Source organism: Streptomyces sp. NPDC002324 (assembly GCF_053593335.1).
This window is the reverse complement of sequence record NZ_JBSFCF010000031.1, coordinates 97,687-121,559: the sequence shown is the minus strand read 5'-3', so window position 1 is coordinate 121,559 and position 23,873 is coordinate 97,687. Positions and strand designations below refer to the sequence as shown.

Genomic DNA, 23,873 nt, shown 5'->3' with positions numbered 1-23,873 from the left:
CCGGGGGGGGGTGCGGCTTTTCTGCGGGGGTTTTGGGTGGGCTCCCCCCGGGGCGCCGGCCGGGGCGGGCCCCCGGCCAGCGGCGGCCCCCCCTTCGCCATGCGTACGCGGGTCAGGCGCGAGGCGGCCGCCCCGCCCCGCGTTAGCCTGGACCGTCATACTCCAGCCAGCTCAGTCAAGGGGGCGCAGGCATCCCGTGCGCATCGCCAGGTTCTCCATCGACGGGAACGTAGCCTTCGGCGCGATCGAGGGCGACAAGCCGGACGAGCTCGTCCTCGACATCATCAAGGGCATCCCGTTCGCGGACTTCCAGCTCTCCGGTACGAAGGTCCCGCTCAGCAAGGTCAGGCTGCTGCCGCCGGTGCTCCCCAACAAGGTCGTGGCCTTCGGCCGCAACTACGCCGAACACGCGCGCGAGCTGGGCAACGAGGTCCCGGACGCCCCGTTCGCCTTCTTCAAGCCGGCCACCTCGGTGATCGGCTCCGGCGACGACATCCAGTACCCCGCGTTCTCCCAGGAACTGCACCACGAGGCCGAGCTGGCCGTCGTCATCGGACGGCTGTGCCGCGAGGTCCCGCGCGAACGCGTCAAGGACGTGATCTTCGGCTACACCTGCGCCAACGACGTCACCGCACGGGACGTCCAGAAGCGCGAGAAGCAGTGGGCCAGGGCCAAGGGCTTCGACACCTCCTGCCCGCTGGGCCCCTGGGTGGAGACCGACCTGGACCCGAGCGACCTGACCATCCAGCTCACCGTCAACGGCGGTCAGCGCCAGCTGGGCCGCACCAGCGAGATGATCAACTCCATCGAGGACCTGATCGTCAACATCACCGAGGCCATGACGCTGCTCCCCGGCGACGTGATCCTCACGGGCACCCCGGCTGGGGTCGGCCCCCTCAACGTCGGCGACGAGGTCGCCGTCACCATCGAAGGCATCGGCACTCTCACCAACAAGGTGATCAAGCGTGGCTAACGGCTCCGTCCGCGTACGTTTCTGTCCGTCCCCGACCGGCAACCCCCATGTGGGTCTGGTCCGCACGGCCCTGTTCAACTGGGCGTTCGCCCGCCACACCGGCGGCACGTTCGTCTTCCGCATCGAGGACACCGACGCGGCCCGCGACTCCGAGGAGTCCTACGAGCAGCTCCTGGACTCCCTGCGCTGGCTGGGCTTCACCTGGGACGAGGGCCCCGAGGTCGGCGGCCCGCACGCGCCGTACCGCCAGTCGCAGCGCATGGAGACGTACCGGGAGGTGGCCGAGAAGCTCAAGGACGCCGGTCACGCCTACTCCTGCTACTGCACCGCCTCCGAGCTGGAGGAGCGCCGCGACGCCGCCCGCGCCGCCGGCAGGCCTTCCGGCTACGACGGCAAGTGCCGCGAGGTCACGCCGGAGCAGAAGGCGCGCTACGAGGCCGAGGGCCGCGAGCCGATCGTCCGCTTCCGGATGCCCGACGAGACGATCACCTTCACGGACCTGGTCCGCGGTGAGCTGACCTTCACCCCGGAGAACGTGCCGGACTACGGCATCGTCCGCGCGAACGGCGCCCCGCTCTACACGCTCGTCAACCCCGTCGACGACGCCCTCATGGAGATCACCCACGTCCTGCGCGGCGAGGACCTGCTCTCCTCCACGCCCCGCCAGGTCGCCCTCTACAAGGCGCTGATCGAGCTGGGCATCGCCAAGGAGGTCCCGTCCTTCGGGCACCTGCCGTACGTGATGGGCGAGGGCAACAAGAAGCTCTCCAAGCGCGACCCGGAGTCGAGCCTGAACCTCTACCGGGAGCGCGGTTTCCTCCCCGAGGGCCTGCTCAACTACCTCTCCCTGCTCGGCTGGTCGCTCTCCGCCGACCAGGACATCTTCACGATCGAGGAGATGGTCGCGGCCTTCGACGTCGCGGACGTGAACCCCAACCCGGCCCGCTTCGACCTCAAGAAGGCCGAGGCGATCAACGCCGACCACATCCGTCTGCTGGACGTGAAGGAGTTCACCGGGCGCTGCGCCCCCTGGCTGAAGGCCCCGTTCGCCCCCTGGGCGCCCGAGGACTTCGACGAGGCCAAGTGGGAGGCCATCGCCCCGCACGCGCAGACCCGTCTGAAGGTCCTCTCCGAGATCACGGAGAACGTCGACTTCCTGTTCCTGCCGGAGCCGGTGGAGGACGAGGCGAGCTGGGCGAAGGCCATGAAGGAGGGCTCCGACGGCCTCCTGCGCACGGCGAGGGAGAAGCTGGACGCGGCCGACTGGGCCTCGGCCGAGTCCCTGAAGGAGGCCGTCCTGGCCGCCGGCGAGGCCCACGGCCTCAAGCTCGGCAAGGCCCAGGCCCCCGTCCGCGTCGCCGTCACCGGCCGCACGGTCGGCCTCCCGCTCTTCGAGTCCCTGGAGATCCTGGGCAGGGAGAAGACGCTGGCCCGGATCGATGCGGCCCTGGCGAAGCTGGCCGCGTAACCGCCGCGGACGAGGGGCGGCACCCGGGTGTCCGGGTGCCGCCCCTTCGTCGTCCCAACCTCCGGACAGGACGGCCGGCCCCGGGCTACCGTCGGATCATGGACATCAAGGCCGTGCTCTGGGACGTCGACGACACCCTTTTCGACTACACCGCGGCCGACCGGGCCGGCATGCGCGACCATCTCGCCGCCGAGGGCCTGCTCCTCGGACACGACTCCGTCGAGGACGACCTGACCCGCTGGCGCGAACTGACCAGCCTGCACTGGCGGCGGTACGCGGCGGGCGAGGGCGACTGGGAGTCCACCCGCCGCGACCGGGTGCGGGACTTCCACGGGCAGCCCCTGAGCGACGCCGAGGCCGACGCCTGGTTCGAGCGCTACATCGCCCACTACGAGCGGGCCTGGACGCTCTTCCCGGACGTCGTACCCGTCCTGGACGCGCTCGCCGCCAGCCACCGGCACGCGGTGCTGTCCAACTCCAGCCTCCCCGTCCAGGAACGCAAGCTCCGCGCGCTCGGCGTGTGGGACCGCTTCGAGACGGTGCTCTGCGCCGAGCAACTGGGCGTCCACAAACCGGCCGCCGAGGCGTTCCACGTGGCCTGCGAGGCCCTGGAGCTGCCCCCGCACGAGGTCGCCTACGTCGGCGACCACCCGGAGATCGACGGCCGGGGCGCGGCCGACGCCGGACTGCTGTCGGTGTGGATCGACCGCGGCGGCCTCTACGCGACCGTCGACCCGCCCGTCGGGCCGCACCGGATCGCCACCCTCGCCGAACTCCCGGCGATCCTCGGCTCGGATACCCGTTTTGGAGCGCCGTCCACCTTCGGGTAATGTTCTTCCTGCGCCGCCGGGGAGCGGGCCGAAAGGCCGGAACCGACGGAGCGAACTAGAACAAGATCCCCACAGGGGCTTGCGTTCCAGTGGCCTATGGTGTAATTGGCAGCACGACTGATTCTGGTTCAGTTAGTCTTGGTTCGAGTCCAGGTAGGCCAGCTCGCAGAGCTCATCTGCGTATGCGGAGATCAGATCCGCGAAGCCCCCGTTGTGTAGCGGCCTAGCACGCTGCCCTCTCAAGGCAGTAGCGCCGGTTCGAATCCGGTCGGGGGTACAGATCCTTCCCGCGAAGGTGGCCAGGGTAGCTCCCACCACTGTCGATGCAGGATCGCTAGGGCCCCCGTTGTGTAGCGGCCTAGCACGCCGCCCTCTCAAGGCGGTAGCGCCGGTTCGAATCCGGTCGGGGGTACGCAAAGGTCTCAACCATATTGGTCTATGGTGTAATTGGCAACACTACGGTTTCTGGTACCGTCATTCTTGGTTCGAGTCCAGGTAGACCAGCTCGGACCTGCGGCGTTGTAAATTAGACGCGTGCAGGATCGCTAGGGCCCCCGTTGTGTAGCGGCCTAGCACGCCGCCCTCTCAAGGCGGTAGCGCCGGTTCGAATCCGGTCGGGGGTACGTTCCATGAAGGCCCTCCACTTCGGTGGAGGGCCTTCGTCGTGTGCCCCGGCCGGTTGCGCGCCCCGGCCGGGCGTCCGCCCCGGCTACTCGATGCCGTACCGCCGGGCCGACTCCTCCTCCTGGGCCAGCCGGTGCAGCGAGCGCAGTACCGGCTCGAAGAGCACCGCCGACGAGACCGCCTGCTCGACCATCTCCGTGTCGGACTCACAGGTCTCCATGCGGTCCAGGTCCCGCGCGGCGGCCTGGTGCATCAACTCGGCGTACGGGGCCATGCTTTCGGCGTCGCACGGATAGCCGAGCCGCAGCAGCGTCGCGACCAGCGCCACCAGTGAACGATGGACGGGGGAGAGGGCGCCGATCTCCCGCGCCGCGTCCCAGCCCAGCCGCTCCAGCAGCCGGTCCACCTCGGCCGTCGCGGCGACGGTGACCGGGTCCTCCTCGTCCGGGTCGGGGGTCTGCGGCAGGGCCCACAGGGCCGCGCCGAGCCGGATCGTACGGCCCAGCGACTCGTCGTCCACGTGCCGGAGGACCTCCCGGGCGCTCGCCACCGGCACCTTGCCCACCTGGATCAACGCCCGCACCAGCCGCAGCCGGCGCAGGTGCTCCTCGTCGTACTCCGCCGTGGTCGCGTTGACCTGGCGGCCCGGCGCCAACAGACCTTCGCGCAAGTAGTACTTGATCGTCGCCGTGGACACCCCGCTGCGCTCGCTCAGCTCCGCCAGCCGCATCTCTCTTGCGCCTCTCCTTGGGAAGTGTCACTATCCAAGCATGGCAGTTCGGATAGTGCCGCTCACCAACCTGGGGGAGTCATGTTCGGAAAGCGGGTCGCGCCCGGCCGTACCACCGCGGCGGCCGAGGGCGAGGTGGTGGTGCTGCTGATCGGCACGCGGATCAACCACTTCTGGGCCGTACACCACTGGGGTCCCGTGCTGGCGGCGATGCCGCGGATGCTGCGGGAGCTGCGGAAGGACCCGGAACGGGGACTGCTCAACGCCGTGCTGCTGACGGCCTCACCGCGGACCTACTACGTCGTCCAGTACTGGGAGTCCAAGGAGAAGCTCTACGCCTACGCGCACGCGCCCGACGCGTTCCACCGTGTGGCGTGGGCGGCGCTCAACCGCAAGGAGCGCAAGGGGAAGTCACGGCAGCACGTGGGGCTCTGGCACGAGACGTATGTGGTGCCGGAGGGCTCGTACGAGTCGATCTACGCCGACATGCCCGCGTTCGGCCTCGCGGCGGCCACGGGGGTGCTGCCGATCGAGGGGCGGGGCAGGTCGGCGAAGGAGCGGTTCGCCCACCGGTCCGGGCGGGGTGCGGACGTCCCGTCGCCGTAGTCGCCGGACGCCGGGAAGAGATCCGTCCCGATGCATGAGGAAAGGCCTGCCGCGGCGTTGAGGCAGGCCCTTTCCCATGGTCGGACGGGATGCGGTGGATCAGCCGGTGCGGCGCAGGGCCTCCGAGAGACGGCCCGCGGCGTCGATGACCGCCTGGGCGTGCATACGGCCGGGGTGGCGGGTGAGGCGCTCGATGGGGCCGGAGACGGAGACGGCGGCCACCACGCGGTTCGACGGGCCGCGCACGGGGGCGGAGACCGAGGCGACGCCCGGCTCGCGCTCGCCGATGGACTGGGCCCAGCCCCGGCGCCGTACGCCCGAGAGGGCGGTGGCCGTGAAGCGGGCGCCCTGGAGGCCGCGGTGCAGCCGCTCCGGCTCCTCCCAGGCCATCAGGATCTGCGCCGACGAACCGGCCTTCATCGTGAGGGTCGAGCCGACCGGGACCGTGTCCCTGAGCCCCGAGAGCCGCTCCGCCGCGGCGACACAGATACGCATGTCGCCCTGCCGGCGATAGAGCTGCGCGCTCTCGCCCGTGATGTCGCGCAGATGCGTGAGCACCGGGCCCGCCGTCGCGAGGAGGCGGTCCTCGCCGGCGGCCGCGGCCAGCTCGGCCAGCCGGGGGCCGAGGATGAATCGGCCCTGCATGTCGCGTGCCACCATGCGGTGGTGTTCCAGAGCCACGGCCAGGCGGTGGGCCGTGGGCCGTGCGAGTCCGGTGGCGCCGACCAGACCCGCGAGGGTGGCCGGACCGGACTCCAGAGCGCTCAGGACCAGGGCCGCCTTGTCCAGAACGCCGACGCCGCTACTGTTGTCCATGCAACGATACTCGCGTCTCACTCTGTGAAACGCAAGTTCAATTTCGCGTGGACCTTGCCACTCTGGAAGAAGAACAACGGCTCGCGGACCAACGAGCCCGGCGGCCGGCGCTCATCTCTCGTATGAGCGAGTACGTGCGCCCGCCACCTCCGATATCTCTAGTTGGGCCGGTGCTCGGACAAGCCGGCCGGAGGGAAAGCGATGGGTAGGACACTCGCGGAGAAGGTCTGGGACGACCACGTCGTCCGGCGCGCCGAGGGCGAGCCCGACCTCCTCTTCATCGATCTGCACCTGCTGCACGAGGTGACCAGCCCCCAGGCCTTCGACGGTCTCCGCAAGAGCGGGCGGAAGGTTCGCCGGCTCGACCTGACCATCGCCACCGAGGACCACAACACCCCCACCCTCGACATCGACAAGCCCATCGCGGACCCGGTCTCCCGCGTCCAGCTGGAGACGCTGCGCGCGAACGCCGCCGAGTTCGGTGTGCGTCTGCACCCGCTGGGCGATGTCGAGCAGGGTGTCGTGCACGTCGTCGGCCCGCAGCTGGGTCTGACCCAGCCCGGCATGACGGTCGTCTGCGGTGACTCCCACACCTCCACGCACGGCGCCTTCGGCGGTCTGGCGTTCGGTATCGGCACCTCCCAGGTGGAGCATGTGCTGGCCACCCAGACGCTGCCGCTGGTCCGCCCGAAGACCATGGCCATCACGGTCGAGGGCGAGCTGCCCGACGGCGTCACCGCCAAGGACCTGATCCTCGCGATCATCGCCAGGATCGGTACCGGCGGCGGCCAGGGCTATGTCCTGGAGTACCGCGGCGCGGCCATCGAGAAGCTCTCGATGGAGGCCCGCATGACCATCTGCAACATGTCGATCGAGGCCGGCGCCCGCGCGGGCATGATCGCCCCCGACGAGACCACGTTCGAGTACCTCAAGGGCCGTCCGCACGCCCCCGAGGGCGAGGACTGGGACGCGGCCGTCGCGTACTGGAAGACGCTGAAGACGGACGAGGACGCCGAGTTCGACGCCGAGGTGATCATCGACGGTGCCTCCCTGTCGCCGTTCGTCACCTGGGGCACCAACCCCGGCCAGGGCGCGCCGCTTTCGGCGTCGGTGCCCGACCCGGCTTCGTACGAGGACGCTTCGGAGCGCCTCGCCGCCGAAAAGGCCCTGGAGTACATGGGGTTGGAGGCCGGCCAGCCGCTGAAGTCCATCGACGTGGACACCGTCTTCGTAGGTTCGTGCACCAACGGCCGCATCGAGGACCTGCGTGCCGCCGCCGACCTGATCAAGGGCCGCAAAGTCGCCGACGGCGTACGGATGCTGGTCGTCCCCGGCTCCGCGCGGGTCGGTCTGCAGGCCGTCTCCGAGGGCCTGGACGTCGTCTTCAAGGAGGCCGGCGCCGAGTGGCGGCACGCGGGCTGCTCGATGTGTCTGGGCATGAACCCCGACCAGCTGGCCCCCGGTGAGCGCTCCGCGTCCACCTCCAACCGCAACTTCGAGGGCAGGCAGGGCAAGGGCGGCCGCACCCACCTGGTCTCGCCGCAGGTCGCCGCCGCGACGGCCGTCCTGGGCCACCTGGCGTCCCCCGCCGACCTGACCGACGCCACCGCCCCCGCGCCCGCTGGAGTCTGAACAGCCATGGAAGCATTCATCACACACACCGGCCGGGGCGTCCCGCTGCGCCGCAGCAACGTCGACACCGACCAGATCATCCCCGCCCACTGGCTCAAGAAGGTGACCAGGGACGGCTTCGAGGACGGACTGTTCGAGGCCTGGCGCAAGGACGAGACCTTCGTCCTCAACCAGCCCGAGCGCCACGGAGCCACCGTCCTGGTCGCCGGCCCCGACTTCGGCACCGGCTCCTCCCGTGAGCACGCCGTGTGGGCACTGCAGAACTACGGCTTCAAGGCCGTCATCTCCTCCCGCTTCGCCGACATCTTCCGCGGTAACTCGCTCAAGAACGGCCTGCTCACGGTCGTCCTGGAGCAGAAGATCGTGGAGGCGCTGCAGCAGCTCACGGAGAACGACCCGCAGGCCGAGATCACGGTCGACCTCCAGTCCCGCGAGGTGCGCGCCGAGGGCATCACCGCCTCCTTCGAGCTGGACGAGAACTCCCGCTGGCGGCTGCTGAACGGGCTGGACGACATCTCCATCACCCTCCAGAACGAGGCCGACATCTCCGCGTACGAGGCCAAGCGGCCCTCGCACAAGCCGAGGACGCTGAAGGTCTGATCCGCCCGGCGCGAGCCACCCGCCGGGCGGCCCGCGCAAGGCGTGATCCAGCCACCGCGACACCCCCAGGTACCCCCAATCGGGCACGGTTGGGGGTACCTGCATGTCCGGGTTCGGAGACCTTCGAAGTCATGTGCAGAAAGGTTTCAACTCCCCTAGTTACAAAGGTGATTGCCGGGGTACGCGCACCATGGTGTGGCATCGACCGGCGGTGCTCCTCAGGTCTCCGGAAGGCGGCAGTTGCCCCCTGCGCAGGCGACAACTCGCCCCAGATGGCACAATCTGTGCATGGAACACGACGGCCAACTCGAGCTCTATACGGCGGTCGCGGGCCAACTCAAGGAAGCGCACGCAAGAGTGCGCGCACTGCAAGTCCCGGAGGGCGTACGCATGGCGCTGACCCGGAAGCTGCTGGTCATTACGGCCGTGGCCAAGCACGATCTCGCCGACGCGGCAAGGCGGCTGGAGGGCTTCACGACGGACCTCGACGAGGGGCGAATGCCCGTAGAGGACCGCTGAGAGAACTCCGTGGCTGCCGAGTTCGTTGCGGCACAAGGGTGATAAGCCCGTTTCGTGTTTGATTTGCGGTATATATCTGCCTAACGTGCGAAAAGCTTGAACACTTTCGTTCTGGCGATGTCTCCGAAGGGGAAGACGTGAACAAGGCGCAGCTCGTAGAAGCGATTGCGGACAAGGTCGGCGGGCGTCAGCAGGCCGCCGACGCGGTCGACGCCGTTCTGGACGCCATCGTCCGCGCGGTCGTCGCCGGGGACCGGGTGTCGGTCACCGGCTTCGGTTCGTTCGAGAAGGTCGACCGGCCGGCCCGTTACGCCCGCAACCCGCAGACGGGTGAGCGGGTTCGGGTCAAGAAGACCTCCGTGCCGCGTTTCCGCGCGGGCCAGGGTTTCAAGGACCTGGTGAGCGGTTCGAAGAAGCTGCCCCGTGGTGGCGAGGTCGCGGTCAAGAAGGCGCCCAAGGGCAGCCTGAGCGGTGGGGCTTCGGCGACGGTCAAGAAGGCGGCGGCGAAGAAGACGGCCGCCAAGAAGACGACCGCCCGCAAGACCACCTCGGCCGCCGCCAAGAAGACGACGGCCGCCGCGAAGAAGACCACGGCGAAGAAGGCGACCGCGAAGAAGACGACCGCGAAGTCGACCGCCGCGAAGAAGACCACGGCGTCGAAGTCGACGGCCGCCAAGAAGACGGCCGCGAAGAGCGCGCCGGCGAAGAAGGCCACGGCCAAGAAGGCCCCGGCCAAGAAGTCGACGGCTCGCAAGACGACCGCGAAGAAGACCGCCGCCCGCCAGGCATAGCGCGCCTGGTACTCACACGCGCCGGGCCGGGCTCCTGATGGTGGAGCCCGGCCCGCGGCGTGTTCCGGGGAAGATCCAGGCAGGAGTTCAGAACGTCTGCAAGGTGATCAGGGTGATGCGCAGGGCCTCCCCCTCGCCCTCCGTCTCGATCCTGACGCGCTGGCCCGGGCGGAGCAGACGCAGGGCGCCCGCGTCGAAGGCCGGGGCGCCGAACGGGACCGGGGTGCCGTCGTCCAGGAGCACCTGGCCGGTGCGGGTGGCGGGGTCGTAGGTGTACGCGGTGGCCTGCATGGCCGCAGCCTACTGGCCGGGGATCAGCAGGCGCGCGGCCGCCGCGGCCGTCCGGGGGCCGACGCCGAGGCCGAGCGCGGCGCGGAGGTCGTCGCCGGTGTCGACGTCCTGGCGCACGGAGTCGACGGCGGTGACGGCGAGTTCCACGGCACCGGAGCGACGGTGGCGCACCCGGGAACCGGGACCGAAGACGGGGGAGAGATCGTGACCCGGAGTTGCGGCGAGCAGAGTGGTGCCGGTGCCGGCCGCGTCCGGGAGGAAAGAGCGGGGGAATGCGGCGGCCGCGTTCAGGACCCGGGTCAATTCCCCGGGGCGCAGCGCGGGCAGATCGGCGTTCAGAGCTGCCACGGGGCTTTGCGGGCGTACATCGCGCACGACGGCCGTTCCGTGCCGCAGGGCGGCGTTCAGACCGTCCCCGGAGCCGCCGCGGGGGTCCTCCGGGACGGTGCGGGCGCCCAGGGCCGCCAGTTCGCGCGCGGCGAGGGGGTCGTCCGTGACCACCACCACACCGGACACCGCCGTGGCGGCCAGCGCCGCGGCCACGGTGTCCTGGGCGAAGGCGAGAGCCAGGCCGGGGCGCACCGCGTCGGCGGCGGTGTCCGAGAGCCTGCTCTTGGCCCGCGCCAGGGGCTTCACGGGTACGACCAGGGTCCACTGCACGGGCGTTCCGTCCCTCTCTTGTCGCCGCCATTGTCACCTGGGAGCAATGGGCGGCCGTAGGGCGGGGCGTACGGTGTTCTCGACAGACCGGCAGCCCGGGGCGACACTTGTGCGGCTCCGGGCCCCCGGAACAGGCCCTGGGAAGTCCTAGAGGAAGGTGTCCGTGTGCCCCGCCGGAGAATTGGCTTCTGGTACCGCCTCGCCGCGGTGATCGCCAAACCACCCCTGGTGGTGCTGATCAAGCGGGACTGGCGTGGAATGGAGAACATTCCGGCCGAGGGTGGATTTATCACCGCCGTGAACCACAATTCGCATGTCGATCCCTTTGCGTACGCCCATTATCAGTACAACAGCGGCCGGGTTCCGCGTTTTCTCGCGAAGAGCGGTCTCTTCGGCAAGGGATTCATCGGCGCCGTGATGCGCGGCACCGGCCAGATTCCCGTCTATCGCGAGAGCACCGACGCGCTGAGCGCCTTCCGGGCCGCCATCGACGCCGTGGAGCGCGGCGAGTGCGTCGCCTTCTACCCCGAGGGCACCCTGACCCGCGACCCGGACGGCTGGCCCATGACCGGCAAGACCGGCGCCGCGCGGGTCGCCCTGCAGACCAGGTGCCCGGTCATCCCGGTCGCACAGTGGGGCGCCAACGAACTGCTGCCGCCGTACGCGAAGAAGCCCCGTCTCCTGCCGCGCAAGACCCACCACGTGCTCGCGGGCCCGCCCGTCGACCTCACGCGCTTCTACGGCCAGGAGATGAGTCCGGACCTGCTGAAGGACGCCACGGAGGTCATCATGGCCGCCGTCACCCGCCAGCTGGAGGAGATCCGCGGCGAGCGGGCGCCCGAGATCCCGTACGACCCGAAGAGGGAGCGGATCGAGCAGCGGCGCAGGAGCGCCGCCGTCGAGCACCGGCGGCCCGAGCCGCACAATGGGGCACTGCGGGGACAGCGACGTCAGCAAGAGGGGCAGGGCAAGTGAGCAAGCCGGTCAAGGCGGCGGTGTTCGGCACCGGTTCGTGGGGCACTGCCTTCGGCATGGTGCTCGCCGACGCGGGATGCGACACCGTGCTGTGGGGGCGGCGTCCGGAACTCGCGGACGCGGTCAACTCCACCCGAACCAACTCGGACTACCTGCCCGGGGTGCGGCTCCCGGAGAACCTGCGGGCCACCACCGACGCCGCCGAGGCAGCCGCCGACGCCGACTTCACCGTCCTCGCCGTGCCCTCCCAGACGCTGCGCGCCAACCTCGCCGACTGGACCGGGCTGCTGGCGCCCGGCACCGTCCTCGTCTCGCTCATGAAAGGCGTCGAACTCGGTTCCGCCATGCGGATGAGCGAGGTCATCGAGGACGTCGCCAAGGTCGGACAGGACCGGATCGCCGTCGTCACCGGGCCCAACCTGGCACGCGAGATCGCCTCCCGGATGCCGGCCGCCTCCGTGGTCGCCTGCACCGACGAGGCCGTCGCCCAGCGGCTCCAGGCCGCCTGCCACACCCCGTACTTCCGCCCCTACACCAACACCGACGTCGTCGGCTGCGAGCTGGGCGGCGCGGTGAAGAACGTCATCGGTCTCGCCGTCGGCATCGCGGACGGCATGGGCCTCGGCGACAACGCCAAGGGTTCGCTCATCACGCGCGGTCTCGCCGAGACGACGCGCCTCGGCCTCGCGATGGGCGCCGACCCGCTCACCTTCGCCGGACTCGCGGGACTCGGCGACCTGGTGGCGACCTGTTCCTCGCCGCTCTCCCGCAACCACACCTTCGGCACCAACCTCGGCAAGGGCATGACCCTCCAGGAGACCATCGCGGTCACGAAGCAGACCGCCGAGGGTGTCAAGTCCTGTGAGTCCGTACTGGACTTGGGGCGTCGGCACGGCGTCGACATGCCCGTCACGGAGACGGTCGTCGACATCGTGCACGAAGGCAAGCCGCCCGTCGTCGCCCTCAAGGAGATGATGTCGCGCAGCGCCAAGCCGGAGCGACGCTGAGCGAAAGCGGCCGTATGGGCACTGACTGGCCCAGTACCAACGGGTACTCTCGACGCGATATGAGCACCGAGAACCTCCCCCAGAGCCCTGAGCAGCCGTCCCGCAAGCCGCGCGTGGCCGTCGTCTTCGGCGGCCGCAGCTCGGAACACGGGATCTCCGTGGTCACGGCCGGCGCCGTGCTGCGCTCCATCGACCGGACCAAGTACGACGTCCTGCCGATCGGCATCACCCGGGAGGGCCGCTGGTTCCTCACCGCCGACGAACCGGACCGCATGGCGATCACCGACCGCCGTACGCCCAGTGTCGAGGAACTCGCCGAGTCGCGCGAGGGCGGCGTGGTGCTCCCCGTCGACCCCGCCAACCGCGAAGTCGTCTACAGCGAGCCCGGATCGGTCCCCAAGGCGCTCGGCGAGGTCGACGTCGTCTTCCCCGTCCTGCACGGCCCCTACGGCGAGGACGGCACCCTCCAGGGCATGCTGGAGCTCTCCGGGGTCCCCTACGTCGGCTCGGGCGTCCTCGCCTCGGCGGTCGGCCAGGACAAGGAGTACATGAAGCGGGTGTTCACCTCCTTCGGGCTGAAGGTCGGCCCGTACGTGGTCATCCGGCCGCGCGAGTGGCAGCTGGACGAGGCCGCCGCCCGCAAGAAGATCATCGACCTCGCCGGTGAGCACGGCTGGCCCCTCTTCGTGAAGCCCGCCCGCGCGGGGTCCTCCATCGGCATCACCAAGGTCGACGACCTCGCCGGTCTCGACGAGGCGATCGCCGAGGCCCAGCGTCACGACCCGAAGATCCTGGTCGAGGCGGCCCTGCGCGGCCGTGAGATCGAGTGCGGCGTCCTGGAGTTCGAGGACGGTCCCCGCGCGTCCGTCCCCGCCGAGATCCCGCCGCCCGAGGCGCACGCCTACTACGACTTCGACGCCAAGTACATCGACTCGACCCCCGGCATCGTCCCGGCCCCGCTGACGCCGGAGGAGACCGCCGAGGTGCGGCGGCTCGCCGTCGACGCCTTCGACGCGGCGTCCTGCGAGGGCCTGGTTCGCGCGGACTTCTTCCTCACGGAGGACGGCGAGTTCGTGATCAACGAGATCAACACACTGCCCGGCTTCACGCCGATCTCGATGTACCCGGCGATGTGGAAGGCGAGCGGCATCGCGTACCCGGAGCTGGTGGACCGCCTGATCCAGGCGGCGCTGCACCGCTCGACGGGTCTGAGGTAGAGGGGCGCCCTGTGCGCCGCCGGTCCCCGAAGGGGCGCGGGGCTGTATCGATGTGCGGCTCCGCCGCGTGGGCGCGACCAGCCACGAACGGCCCGCCGCCTCCCTACGGCCTCCCGAGGCACTCTCTTGGGAAGCACCCCGCTCGGGTCCGCCTAGGAAGCCACCCCTTCGGGAACCGCCTTCTTGATAGCGGGCGCCAGCCCCACCAGGATCGGTGACGTGTCCTCGGCGGCCCGCTCGGCCGCCACCGTCACCTCCACGTACACGGAGCGATTGGCGGTGGTGAAGCGGTAGGCGCCACCGTCCCGCTTCTCCATCAGCCAGTCCACCCCGTCGACGGCCCCGGCCACGGCATCGGCATCGCGTCCCTCCGCCACCTTGGGGTCGATCATCTTCGGCGGCTGAGGGACACCACAGCGCAGTATGATCACCGCGTCACCCCAGCCCGCCGTCAGGTCGGAGGCCGGCTGCGGATCCTGGCGGTCGAGACCGTCCACCTCGCGCGGCAACATCTCGTCCAGGTTCCGGCACAGTTTCACGGCGGCAGCCCCAGCGCTGGGAACCGCCGCCGAGCCGCCGTCGTCTGCTGAGGAGCAGCCCACGACGGCGATCAACGACAACGACACGGCCAGGACGGGCAGCCCGAGGCGAGCGGCGCGCCGGTGACGGAACGAGTTCACCGGCCAAGGGTAGACGGGGGCTACAGGTGCACGACCGGGCAGGTCAGGGTGCGGGTGATCCCGTCCACTTGCTGGACTTTCGCGACCACCAGCCGACCGAGGTCGTCGACGGTGTCGGCCTGGGCGCGCACGATGACGTCGTAGGGACCTGTCACGTCCTCGGCCTGGACGACGCCAGGGAGCTTGCTGATCGTGTCGGCGACGGTCGACGCTTTGCCGACCTCCGTCTGGATCAGGATGTACGCCTGTACCACGGAACCTCCAGGGCGGCCACGAGGATCATGTGGATCATGTCGGGAAAAGGAACGCCACGGTATCGCGTCGTCAGGCGCCGGGGGGAGACCCCTGGAGGCCGCGCCGCACGCACCGGGGGGCGCGGACGACGGAAGTTGACGGTCCACTCGACCGTACCGAGGACGACAACGGCCCGCGACCGGGCGCGAGTGACACTGCAAACGCCACGAGAAGGGGCGATACGACGATGAAGGGCACCGTGGGAGAGCTGGGGGAGTTCGGGCTCATCAGGGAGCTCACCTCCCGGCTCACCACCACCCCGGCGGTCCGGGTCGGCCCCGGCGACGACGCGGCCGTGGTGGCGGCGCCGGACCGCAGGGTCGTGGCGAGCACCGACCTGCTCCTGGAGGGGCGGCACTTCCGGCGCGACTGGTCCACGGCGTACGACGTCGGGCGCAAGGCCGCGGCCCAGAACCTCGCGGACATCGCCGCCATGGGGGCCGTGCCCACCGCCCTGCTGCTCGGTCTGGTCGCGCCCGCCGACCTTCCGGTGACCTGGGCCACCGAGCTGATGGACGGCCTGCGCGACGAGTGCCAGGTCGCCGGCGCGGCCGTGGTCGGCGGTGACGTCGTCCGCGGCGACACCATCATGATCTCCATCACCGCCCTCGGTGATCTGCGCAACCACGAGCCCGTGACCAGGGGCGGAGCCCGGCCCGGTGACGTCGTCGCCGTCACCGGCTGGCTCGGCTGGTCCGCCGCCGGGCACGCGGTGCTCTCCCGCGGCTTCCGCTCGCCGCGCGCCTTCGTGGAGGCCCACCGGCGCCCCGAACCGCCGTACCACGCGGGCCCGGCGGCCGCCTCCCTCGGCGCGACCGCGATGTGCGACGTGAGCGACGGGCTGATCGCGGACCTGGGGCACATCGCGGAGGCGAGCAAGTGCCGGATCGACATCCGCTCCGGCACGATCGACATCCCGACCCAGATGCACGACATCGGCCAGGCCGTCGGCGTCGACCCCCTCCAGTGGGTGCTCACCGGCGGCGAGGACCACGCGATCGTGGCGACCTTCCCGCCCGACGTGAAGCTGCCCGCGCGATGGAAGGTGATCGGCGAGGTCCTCAACCCCTCGGCACTGCCCCAGGTGACCGTGGACGGGGCGCCCTGGACCAGCAAGGGCGGCTGGGACCACTTCGGGGACATCGAGTCATGACCCCGGCTCCCGTACGGGTCCTCACGGTCGCCGGGTCCGACTCCGGCGGCGGGGCCGGCGTCCAGGCCGACCTGAAGACGATGCTGGCGCTGGGTGTGCACGGCATGAGCGTCGTCACGGCGGTCACCGCGCAGAACTCCCGGGGCGTGCAGGGAGCCTGGGAGCTGCCGGTCGAAGCCGTACGGGCCCAGTACCGCAGTGTCGTCGACGACATCGGCGTCCAGGCGGTCAAGACCGGCATGCTCGCCTCCGCCGAACTCGTCGAGGCGGTCGCCGAGTTGCTGGCGGCCACGGACGCGCCGGTCGTCGTCGACCCGGTCGGCGTCTCCAAGCACGGAGACCCGCTCCTCGCCGCGACCGCGCTGGACTCCGTACGGACGCGACTGCTGCCGACGGCCACGGTCGCCACCCCGAACCTCGACGAGGTCGCCCAGCTCACCGGCGTCCGGGTCCGGTCGGAGGCCGGGATGCGCGAGGCGGCCGAGGCCGTCCTGGCGTTCGGGCCCCGGTGGGCGCTGATCAAGGGCGGGCATCTGCCGGGTGACGCCGTGGACCTCCTGACCGACGGCTCGGAGCAGCACTGGCTGCGCGCCCCCAGGTACGACAACCGGCACACGCACGGCACGGGCTGCACCCTCGCCTCCGCGATCGCCGCGCACCTCGCGCGGGGACTGAGCGTGCCGGAGGCCGTGACGGCGGCCAAGGAGTACGTCACCGGGGCGATCGCCGCCGGGTTCGCGCTCGGCGACGGGATCGGCCCCGTGGACCACGGCTGGGCCCTCACGCGGGGTGCTCCGACCGCCTGACGCCCGCCACCGGGGCGGGGAAGGGCGTGCGGGCACCGAGCGGTCGGCGAAGAGCCGGGGGCATGGCAAAAAGCCGGTCCACCTGACGGTGGACCGGCTCTGAGCAGCGAACCAGCAGTGGCCGCGCGCTTAGCTGAGCGTCAGCGCGAGACCTTGCCGGCCTTGATGCACGAGGTGCAGGCGTTCACGCGCTTCGGCGTCCCACCGACCACGGTACGCACGCGCTGGATGTTCGGGTTCCAGCGACGGGACGTACGGCGGTGCGAGTGCGAGATGTTGTTGCCGAAGCCCGGCCCCTTGCCGCAGACGTCGCAGTTGGCAGCCACGGGTCACTCCAAAGACTTCAGATGCGCTTACGGTTGATCCCGGCATGCCGGGATCACGATCCTATTGACTGGGATCTGAGTGGCGCTGCCGGGGGGAGAGTCCGACCCGGATCATCGATCCGAACCAGACAACCGGAGCAGCATACAACGACTGCGTCGGTACAACGAAATCAGCATGGCTGGTCGGGGCCTCGTCCCGGCCCCCTTACCGGCGGTCACCACCGCGGGTCTACGCTGCGAGCGACGTGCGGCGTCCCCCGGTCCCACGTCCAGCAGCCAAGCAGCTCAAGGAGGCGCAGGTGCCGCAGGTGCCGCAGACATTCTTCGATGCTCTCGCGGTACGCACCTGGTGCGGGCTCGCGCTGGCGGCGCTGGGACGCGCGCGCGAGGAGATCGACGCCATCAACGTGTACCCGGTGGCCGACGGCGACACCGGCACGAACCTGTACCTGACCATGGAGTCGGCGGCGGCGGCCGTGGAAGCGGTCTTCGCCGGCCACGCGGCCGGCGCTTCCGAGGCCGGCGAGGGGGGACCCACGCTCGCCGAGGCGGCGCGGGCCATGGCGCACGGGGCCCTGATCGGGGCCCGGGGGAATTCCGGGACGATCCTCGCCCAGCTCCTGAGGGGCATGGCCCAGGTCCTCTCCGACGACAGTGAGGCGGTTCACACCGACGGCCGGGGTCTGCGGCTCGCGCTGCGGCACGCCGCCGACTCCGCCCGTGACGCCGTCGCCCATCCCGTCGAGGGCACCGTCCTCACCGTCGCCGCCGCGGCGGCCGACGCGGCCACCGGCACCGAGGGCGACTGCGGCACGGTCGCCCGCGCCGCCTACGAGGGCGCCGGTACGGCCCTGGCGGCGACCCCGGACCAACTCGCGGCCCTGGCCCGCGCCGGCGTCGTGGACGCGGGCGGACGGGGCCTGGTGGCGGTGCTGGCGGCGCTGGTGGAGACGTTCACGGGGGAGGCGCCGAGGGCGGTGGCCCTCGCCGAGGCCCGCGCGCGCGTGGCCGAGGGCGCGGAGGGCGCGGAGGTGTGCGTGGACGACCGGCCCGACGCGGGGGGCCCCGCGTTCGAGGTGATCTATCTCCTGGAGGCGGACGACGCGGCCGTGGCCCGCCTGCGGAACCGGCTCGACGCGCTCGGCGACTCGCTCGTGGTGGTCGGCGGCGACGGACTGTGGAACGTGCACGTGCACGTCGACGACGCCGGGGCCGCCGTCGAGGCGGGCGTCGAGGCCGGGCGGCCGTACCGCATCCGGATCACGCACTTCGGGGCCGAGGACGCCCATGTGACCGGTGAGGCCGGACGGCCGCCGCGCGAGCGCGCCCAGCGGGCCGTCGTGGCCGTCGTGCCGGGGGAGGGGCTGGCCGGACTGTACGCCGAGGCGGGCGCGACCACGGTCCTGGCTCGCCCCGGGGAGCCGCCCGCCAGCGGGGAGCTGGTGGAGGCCGTACGGCGCGCCCACGCGCGCGAGGTGGTGCTGTTGCCCAACGACGCGGACCTGCGCCACACGGCGGCCGCCGCCGCCGAGCAGGCCCGTACGGAGGGCGTCCGCGTCGCCCTCATCCCCACGCGCTCGGCCGTGCAGGGCATCGCCGCCCTGGCCGTCCACGAGCCGGACCGCCGCTTCGACGAGGACGTCGTCTCCATGACGTCCGCCGCCGGCGCCACCCGCTACGCCGAGGTCGTCATCGCCGAACGCCAGTCCTGGACCATGGCCGGCATCTGCCAGGCCGGCGACGTCCTCGGCCTCATCGACGGCGATGTCGCCGTCATCGGCTCCGACGTCACGCTCACCGCGGCCGCCGTGGTCGACCGGATGCTCGCCGCCGGCGGCGAGATGGTCACCCTCGTCCTGGGCGACGAGGCCCCCACCGAGGTCGTCGACCACGTGGAGAACCGGGTACGGGAGCACCTGGCGGTGGACACGGTGGTGTACCGGGGCGGCCGTCAGGGCGCGCTGCTGCTGATCGGCGTGGAGTAGCAGCCCGTCCGGGGCGGAGCCCCGAGTCGGTGCCGAGGGGTGAAGGGGCGGCGGGGGGCGAAATCCCCGGGACACCCCCACCCTCCCGGCTCAGCCCGGCGCCCCCGCCGCCACGATCAACCGCTCCGCCTCCGCCCGCCGAGCCCCCGCCGTCTCGTCCTCACGATCACCGAACGCCGCCGACACCCCCCGAGCCCGACCCACGGCGTCCTCCGAGCGCCCCAGATCGACCTCCAGCCACCCCGCCGCAAGCTCGGCCGCGGTCCGCGCGTCGAGGAACTCCCCACCCAGGGAGCCGTACACGGCCACCGCCCGCTCGACGAACCCGAGCGCCTCCTCGAACACCGGCCCGAAGGTGACGAGTTCCGCGTCCTCGGCCACGGAACGGGCCAGCAGATCGCCGAACTGCCGGTACGTCTCACCCAGTTCCGCGACGATCCGCCGCCGGTTCTCCTCACCGCTCACGTCGGACAGCGCCGCCTCGCAGCCCACCACCGCGTCGCCCATCAGCTCCCGCGCCTCCTCCGGGGCGGAGCCCCCCGCACCCTCGCGGCCCTCCCGCGCCGCGTACCAGGCCCGCGCCCGCAGCGCCCGGACGTACCCGTGGACGTTCCCCAGCTCGCCCCAGAGGTCGACGGCACGGGCGTACGCCCGGTCGGCCTCGGCGGGCAGCCCCGCGCGCGCGAGTGCCTCCGCCGCGAGGTGCGCGAGCATGGCGTGGTCGCGCTGCTCGGGCCAGTGCCGGGCGATGTCGGCGGCCCGCAGCCACCGTTCGGCGGCCTCGCGGTGCTCACCCAGTTCCGTGTGGCAGTCGCCGAGCCACCACAGGGTCTGGGCGAGGGCCCCGTCCCCGTGCGTCTCGGCGGTGAGATCCGACAGGGCCGACTCCAGCACCTCGGCCGCCTCCGCCCACCGCCCCAGCCGCAGCAGGAACCCGCCGAGCAGATGCCGGGCCCAGGCGCCGAGCGTCGGCCCCTCGCCCGCCTCGTCGGCCCAGTGCGCCGCCTCCAGGGCGTGCGCGAAGGCCGGCTCCACCCGCTCGCCGGCGCCGAGCAGCTCGGCCAGCTGCAGATGCAGCTGGGCGTGGCCCACCGGCTCCAGATCCGACCCGCCGTGCTCCAGGGCCGCCAGCGCCGCGCGTTCGGCCCTCTCCAGGTCCCCGAGGTGCTGCGCGACCCCGGCGAGCCGGGCCTCGTACTGCACCGCGAACCACGGCAGCCCGGCCGTCACATAGCGCTGCGCGGCCTCCGCGAACAGGTCGGCGGCGGCCTCCGGGTCCCCGCTCCGCGCGGCCAGCTCCCCGAGCATCGCCCGCGCCTCCGCCGCCCGCGAGGCCAGCCGTACATCCTCTTCGCGGCGCGGCTCGACCAAGTCCGCCAGCTCGCGCACCGCGGCCTCGGCCGCGGGGACCGCGTCGGCGTCCTCGCTCTCGTGCATCCGCTGCACCAGTATTCGGGCCCGCCCCACCAGCACGGACGCCGTCTGCCGGACACCTGTCCCGCCGTCCGCCCGGAGGGCGAGGATCTTCTCGTACGGCTCGGAGATCAACTCCAGGGCCGCGTCCGGGTGGCCCGTCAGGGCGTGCACGTTCGCCCCGCGCGCGCGTGCAGCCCACGCCTCGCCCGGGTCCCCGGCCTCCTCGTACAGTTCGGCCGCCCGTTCGAAGCGAGCGCGGCCCTCCGGCCCGAGGCCGATCGCCTCGTGGTCGGTCATCTCGGCCAGGTCGAAGGCGTCCAGCTCCACGCCCTCGGCCTCGGCGGCCCGCGCCACGGCCGCCCAGGCGGCGACGGAACCGGGGTGCAGGGACTCGGAGAGCCGCCGTGCCTCCGCGAGGAGAGCGGGCAGATCGTCCTCCGGCACGGCGGCGGTGTCCGTCCGCTCCACGGCGGCCGGCTGCCGGGGAGCCGGCACCGGGACCACGGGCCGCGCCGAGCGCACGCCCAGCGGCAGCCGGTCCAGCAGCGGCACCTGGTCCATCCGCTCCCGGACCCGGCCGCTGACGTACGCCGTGCCGTTGCGCTCGTCGAAGAGGGCGGCCAGGGAAAGGGCCTCCTCGCGCGCGTGGGCGGCCAGTTCGCGGGCGGTCCAGGTGCGTCCGGCGGGACCGGGGACCGTCTGATCGGCGAACCCGCGGGCGCAGAGGCGGTCCATCAGCAGGGCCACCACGCTCATGAAGTTCAGCTTGCTCCGCGGATCGCCGGAGTCCGTGAAGTACGCCGGACGCTCCGCCAGCAGCTCCAGACCACGCGCCTCGTTGCCGGTCAGGGCGCAGAATTCCACGTGGTCCGCGTACGCGCCCCGCATGCTCTCCATGGCCCGCACCAGCCGGAAACCGCGCAGATGGTGGGCCCGGGCCTCGTCGTGGCGCCCCAGCCGCAGCAACGGCAGCAGGGAGGACGCCAGGACGGTGTGGGGTTCGTGGGCGCAGGTGTACTCGCCCTCCAGCACCGGTGCCCACAGCCGAAGCGCCTCGGTGTCCTCGCTCCGCCGGGCCCGCCACCAGCCCTGGCCGTGCAGCTCGCACGCGTGACAGTCGGCCATCGCGTCCCGGTCGGCGGCCAGCCACGCCCCGTACGCCCGCTCGGCCCGCGCCAGGTCGCCGATGTGCGCGGCCACGCTGAACTCGGCGCTGCGCACCGCCCGTTCCGAGTGCCCGGCGAGCCGGTAGCGGTGCTCCATCTCGCCGAGCCACTTCTCGATGGAGGCGAGCGGGACGTGCGGCTGGTTCAGCATGCCGACCGACATCCACTTGAACACCCAGTGCAGGGAGTGGATCTCGTACTCGTCGAAGTCCTCCGGGCGCTCGTCCCACATGCGCAGCAGGCGCGCGAAGGGGACGAACATCTTGTCCTTCTCGGAGCTGTAGTTGTAGACCTTCAGCTGGTGTCCGAGCGCCTCGATCACGGCGAGCGGCTCGTTCAGCCTCTCCGCCTCGGCGAGCAGCACCTCCGCGCGCGCGTTGCGCGCGGGGCCCTCCGGCTGCTCGTAGTTCTCCGCCATGGCCCGGCGCAGCTCGTCGAAGTCCATGACGTCTCTCACGGGCGGCCGTCCCCCTCGGGGTGCGTGGCCCACTCCAGCAGGCCGATGAAGGCGCGGTTCAGCAGCGCCGAGTCCGCAGGCCGCAGCGGACGCTGCGCCATCAGCAGGGCCTGCCCGTACAGAGACTCGGTGGCCGTGCCGATCAGCTCCCGGTCGGACAGGGAACTGATCCGCCGGATCAGCGGGTTGAGGTGGTTGAGCACCAGCCGCGCACGCGGGGCGCTGCCCCGCAGCGAGCCGAGGATGCCCGCCCACAGGTCGTCCGCCCGCTCCTCCGCCTCCGCGCGGGCCTGCTCGTGCCGGGCGGAACGGTCGTCCAGGTGCAGCGCGGGCACCGACAGCGGATGGAAGGCCCGCAGCACCACATCGCACCCCAGGGGGTCGAGCTTGGCCCGCGCGGCCGACAGGAAACCCGCGAGAGCCAGTTCCTCGTCCGGGTCCAGCGTGTCCAGGTGCGCCGTCACCGTCTCCGCGTCCAACTCGGCGACCACCGTCCCCGGCCGCACGGACGGCAGTGCCTCGACCAACTCGCTGTCGTACGTGTAACCGCCGTTGACGACCCCGACGCCCTGGGCGGACGCGATCGGCGCCACCTGGCGGTACTCCTCGACCGTCCGCGTGAAGTGCACCACCGGATGCCGCTGCGCGAACTCCTCCAGGGACAGCCGCCCGTCGGTCGTCTCGAAGGGGAGCCACGGAAGCATCGTGCGCAGCATCTCCCTGTCGTGCCGCGCCAGGGACTTCACGCCCAGGTGGTGCACCGACAGGAAGGCCGCCAGCCGCTCCGGATCACCCGCGGCGAGCCCGCTCAGCCAGGAGCGGATCCGCTCGCCCAGGGCCTCCCGCACCGCCGCCAGGGTCTCGTCCTCGTACAGCGACTCCCGCGACGCCGTGGGCCGCAGACTGTCCGTGTCGAGCACGCACCGCACGAAGAACGCCCAGTCGGGCAACAGCTGTTCGGCCCGCTCGGTGAGCAGCATGCCCTTCAGGTGCACCCGGTGGCTCGCCCGCTGGGCGGGACTGACGGCGGCCGGCAGGACGTAGGCCACGCCCCGGATCCCGGCCAGCGGCACGTTCAGCTCTATGGAGTCCAGCGGGGTGAACCCGAACAGGTCGTGGCAGTGCCGGGCCAGGGCCACCCGCCGGGTGGCGGGGGAGGGGTACGCGCGGTCCCAGGGAGCCGGCAGATCGGTGACCGCCTCGTCGCCCACCCGGACGTCGTAGGGCAGCAGCGACCCGAAGTCCCGCGCCAGGGTCAGCACGCGCGCGGGGGCGAGCCATTCGGCCGCTCCGGGCCGCGCGACCAGGTGCACGGTCGTGCCCGGCTCGGGACGCGCCTCGTCGGGCAGGGTCCGCACGGTGTACGAGCCGTCGTCCGCCGCCGTCCACTCCACCGGCGGCGCCTGCGGCGTACGGGCGCTGCGGCTGACCACGCGGATGCGCTCGGCGACCACGAAACACGCCAGCAGCCCGATGCCGAACTGCCCCAGGAAGTCCGAACGGACCTCCTGTATGCCGCCGTCGTCGCGTTTGGAACTGCGCCCGATCGTGGCGAGGAGGCTGTGCACATCGGCTTCGGTGAGCCCGATGCCCGAGTCCTCCACCCGCAGCGCGCCGCCCTCGGCGAACAGCCGCACCCGGGCGGGCGCGCCGGGCTGCTCGGCGCGGCGGGCGGTGATCGCGTCCACGGCGTTCTGCAGCAGCTCGCGCAGGTAGACCTTCGGACTGGAATAGAGGTGGTGCGAGAGCAGATCGACCAGGCCACGCAGATCGACCTGGAAGGTATGAGGCGACTGCGGCGCCGGAGGGGTCTGGGGTGCCTGGGATGACTGTGAGGTCATTGAATCCATC

Annotated in this window: 23 protein-coding genes and 5 tRNA genes; 19 read left to right on the top strand and 9 right to left on the bottom strand. The window is 71.6% G+C overall.

All coding sequences use genetic code 11. The annotated features are described in order from the left end of the window. The first annotated feature begins 196 nt into the window (after positions 1–196). The 8 genes from ACWCRJ_RS32380 (at position 197) to ACWCRJ_RS32345 (ending at position 3,894) form a co-directional block, all read left to right on the top strand. Positions 197–973 (top strand): fumarylacetoacetate hydrolase family protein, encoded by a 777-nt coding sequence (locus ACWCRJ_RS32380; RefSeq protein WP_046913011.1) that lies wholly within the window; start codon positions 197–199, stop codon positions 971–973. Beyond that, on the top strand, positions 966–2,441 hold the full coding sequence (gene gltX / locus ACWCRJ_RS32375; protein WP_450942618.1) for a glutamate--tRNA ligase: 1,476 nt from the start codon (positions 966–968) through the stop codon (positions 2,439–2,441). The genes ACWCRJ_RS32380 and gltX overlap by 8 nt, the downstream gene beginning before the upstream one ends. A 98-nt stretch (positions 2,442–2,539) precedes the next feature. Beyond that, complete coding sequence (locus ACWCRJ_RS32370; RefSeq protein WP_450942617.1) at positions 2,540–3,271, top strand: HAD family hydrolase; 732 nt, start codon at positions 2,540–2,542, stop codon at positions 3,269–3,271. Between the two features lie 90 nt (positions 3,272–3,361). Further along, positions 3,362–3,433 (top strand) — tRNA-Gln (locus ACWCRJ_RS32365). A gap of 42 nt (positions 3,434–3,475) precedes the next feature. Beyond that, positions 3,476–3,548, top strand: a tRNA-Glu gene (locus tag ACWCRJ_RS32360). A 62-nt stretch (positions 3,549–3,610) separates the two neighbouring features. Further along, positions 3,611–3,683: transfer RNA gene (locus tag ACWCRJ_RS32355), tRNA-Glu, on the top strand. 20 nt (positions 3,684–3,703) lie between these two features. Then, positions 3,704–3,775, top strand: a tRNA-Gln gene (locus tag ACWCRJ_RS32350). Between the two features lie 46 nt (positions 3,776–3,821). Next, positions 3,822–3,894, top strand: a tRNA-Glu gene (locus ACWCRJ_RS32345). 86 nt (positions 3,895–3,980) lie between these two features. Here the strand turns inward: ACWCRJ_RS32345 and ACWCRJ_RS32340 are convergent. Further along, entirely contained in the window at positions 3,981–4,625 is a 645-nt protein-coding gene (locus ACWCRJ_RS32340; protein ID WP_450942616.1) for a MerR family transcriptional regulator, read from the bottom strand. Between the two features lie 81 nt (positions 4,626–4,706). Between ACWCRJ_RS32340 and ACWCRJ_RS32335 the strand changes: the two genes are divergently transcribed. After that, positions 4,707–5,231, top strand: a complete 525-nt coding sequence (locus tag ACWCRJ_RS32335) for a DUF4188 domain-containing protein (protein ID WP_450942615.1) — start codon at positions 4,707–4,709, stop codon at positions 5,229–5,231. A 99-nt stretch (positions 5,232–5,330) separates the two neighbouring features. On the opposite strand, the gene ndgR is transcribed toward ACWCRJ_RS32335, so the two are convergent. Further along, on the bottom strand, positions 5,331–6,047 hold the full coding sequence (gene ndgR, locus ACWCRJ_RS32330; RefSeq protein WP_003993203.1) for an IclR family transcriptional regulator NdgR: 717 nt from the start codon (positions 6,045–6,047) through the stop codon (positions 5,331–5,333). 201 nt (positions 6,048–6,248) lie between these two features. Here ndgR and leuC point away from each other — a divergent pair, with 201 nt between their 5' ends. The 4 genes from leuC to ACWCRJ_RS32310 all read left to right on the top strand — a co-directional run bounded on the left by leuC (position 6,249) and on the right by ACWCRJ_RS32310 (position 9,589). Beyond that, positions 6,249–7,679, top strand: a complete 1,431-nt coding sequence (gene leuC, locus ACWCRJ_RS32325; protein WP_450942614.1) for a 3-isopropylmalate dehydratase large subunit — start codon at positions 6,249–6,251, stop codon at positions 7,677–7,679. Between the two features lie 6 nt (positions 7,680–7,685). Next, complete coding sequence (gene leuD / locus ACWCRJ_RS32320; RefSeq protein ID WP_450942613.1) at positions 7,686–8,279, top strand: 3-isopropylmalate dehydratase small subunit; 594 nt, start codon at positions 7,686–7,688, stop codon at positions 8,277–8,279. Positions 8,280–8,567: 288 nt separating this feature from the next. Beyond that, entirely contained in the window at positions 8,568–8,798 is a 231-nt protein-coding gene (locus ACWCRJ_RS32315; protein ID WP_020665515.1) for an SCO5555 family protein, read from the top strand. 137 nt (positions 8,799–8,935) lie between these two features. Then, positions 8,936–9,589, top strand: coding sequence for an HU family DNA-binding protein (locus ACWCRJ_RS32310; protein ID WP_046913018.1), 654 nt, complete (start codon positions 8,936–8,938; stop codon positions 9,587–9,589). A gap of 87 nt (positions 9,590–9,676) precedes the next feature. Here ACWCRJ_RS32310 and ACWCRJ_RS32305 read toward each other — a convergent pair whose 3' ends face one another. Together ACWCRJ_RS32305 and cofC are read right to left on the bottom strand one after the other, a co-directional pair. After that, on the bottom strand, positions 9,677–9,880 hold the full coding sequence (locus tag ACWCRJ_RS32305; RefSeq protein ID WP_013000447.1) for a hypothetical protein: 204 nt from the start codon (positions 9,878–9,880) through the stop codon (positions 9,677–9,679). Between the two features lie 9 nt (positions 9,881–9,889). Next, complete coding sequence (cofC, locus tag ACWCRJ_RS32300) at positions 9,890–10,540, bottom strand: 2-phospho-L-lactate guanylyltransferase (RefSeq protein WP_450942612.1); 651 nt, start codon at positions 10,538–10,540, stop codon at positions 9,890–9,892. A 165-nt stretch (positions 10,541–10,705) separates the two neighbouring features. Here cofC and ACWCRJ_RS32295 point away from each other — a divergent pair, with 165 nt between their 5' ends. The 3 genes from ACWCRJ_RS32295 to ACWCRJ_RS32285 are packed head-to-tail and all read left to right on the top strand — an operon-like array spanning position 10,706 to position 13,739. Beyond that, a complete protein-coding gene (locus ACWCRJ_RS32295) occupies positions 10,706–11,515 on the top strand; it encodes a lysophospholipid acyltransferase family protein (protein ID WP_450942611.1) in 810 nt (269 codons plus the stop codon). Beyond that, the gene (locus ACWCRJ_RS32290; RefSeq protein ID WP_450942610.1) at positions 11,512–12,522 is read left to right on the top strand and encodes an NAD(P)H-dependent glycerol-3-phosphate dehydrogenase; all 1,011 of its coding nucleotides are present in this window, start codon (positions 11,512–11,514) and stop codon (positions 12,520–12,522) included. The genes ACWCRJ_RS32295 and ACWCRJ_RS32290 overlap by 4 nt, the downstream gene beginning before the upstream one ends. A 59-nt stretch (positions 12,523–12,581) precedes the next feature. Beyond that, positions 12,582–13,739 (top strand): D-alanine--D-alanine ligase family protein, encoded by a 1,158-nt coding sequence (locus ACWCRJ_RS32285; RefSeq protein WP_005479881.1) that lies wholly within the window; start codon positions 12,582–12,584, stop codon positions 13,737–13,739. A 152-nt stretch (positions 13,740–13,891) separates the two neighbouring features. Here ACWCRJ_RS32285 and ACWCRJ_RS32280 read toward each other — a convergent pair whose 3' ends face one another. After that, positions 13,892–14,419: a DUF3515 family protein gene (locus ACWCRJ_RS32280; RefSeq protein WP_450942609.1), complete on the bottom strand. Its 528-nt coding sequence runs from the start codon at positions 14,417–14,419 to the stop codon at positions 13,892–13,894. A gap of 20 nt (positions 14,420–14,439) precedes the next feature. Next, entirely contained in the window at positions 14,440–14,673 is a 234-nt protein-coding gene (locus ACWCRJ_RS32275) for an Lrp/AsnC family transcriptional regulator (RefSeq protein WP_005479877.1), read from the bottom strand. Between the two features lie 227 nt (positions 14,674–14,900). On the opposite strand from ACWCRJ_RS32275, the gene ACWCRJ_RS32270 reads away from it, so the two are divergent. Together ACWCRJ_RS32270 and thiD are read left to right on the top strand one after the other, a co-directional pair. Then, the gene (locus ACWCRJ_RS32270) at positions 14,901–15,866 is read left to right on the top strand and encodes a thiamine-phosphate kinase (protein WP_450942608.1); all 966 of its coding nucleotides are present in this window, start codon (positions 14,901–14,903) and stop codon (positions 15,864–15,866) included. Further along, positions 15,863–16,672 carry a bifunctional hydroxymethylpyrimidine kinase/phosphomethylpyrimidine kinase gene (thiD, locus tag ACWCRJ_RS32265; protein ID WP_450942607.1) on the top strand — a complete coding sequence of 270 codons (810 nt, stop codon included), beginning with the start codon at positions 15,863–15,865 and terminating at the stop codon, positions 16,670–16,672. Before ACWCRJ_RS32270 ends, thiD begins: the two co-directional genes overlap by 4 nt. A gap of 140 nt (positions 16,673–16,812) precedes the next feature. Here the strand turns inward: thiD and rpmB are convergent, their stop codons facing one another. After that, positions 16,813–16,998 (bottom strand): 50S ribosomal protein L28, encoded by a 186-nt coding sequence (gene rpmB / locus ACWCRJ_RS32260; protein WP_003993230.1) that lies wholly within the window; start codon positions 16,996–16,998, stop codon positions 16,813–16,815. Positions 16,999–17,297: 299 nt separating this feature from the next. Here rpmB and ACWCRJ_RS32255 point away from each other — a divergent pair, with 299 nt between their 5' ends. Further along, the gene (locus ACWCRJ_RS32255; protein ID WP_450942606.1) at positions 17,298–18,983 is read left to right on the top strand and encodes a DAK2 domain-containing protein; all 1,686 of its coding nucleotides are present in this window, start codon (positions 17,298–17,300) and stop codon (positions 18,981–18,983) included. Positions 18,984–19,073: 90 nt separating this feature from the next. Here ACWCRJ_RS32255 and ACWCRJ_RS32250 read toward each other — a convergent pair whose 3' ends face one another. Next, the gene (locus ACWCRJ_RS32250; protein WP_450942623.1) at positions 19,074–22,010 is read right to left on the bottom strand and encodes a tetratricopeptide repeat protein; all 2,937 of its coding nucleotides are present in this window, start codon (positions 22,008–22,010) and stop codon (positions 19,074–19,076) included. A gap of 8 nt (positions 22,011–22,018) precedes the next feature. Beyond that, positions 22,019–23,872, bottom strand: a complete 1,854-nt coding sequence (locus tag ACWCRJ_RS32245) for an HSP90 family protein (protein WP_450942605.1) — start codon at positions 23,870–23,872, stop codon at positions 22,019–22,021. Between the last annotated feature and the right edge of the window lies 1 nt (position 23,873).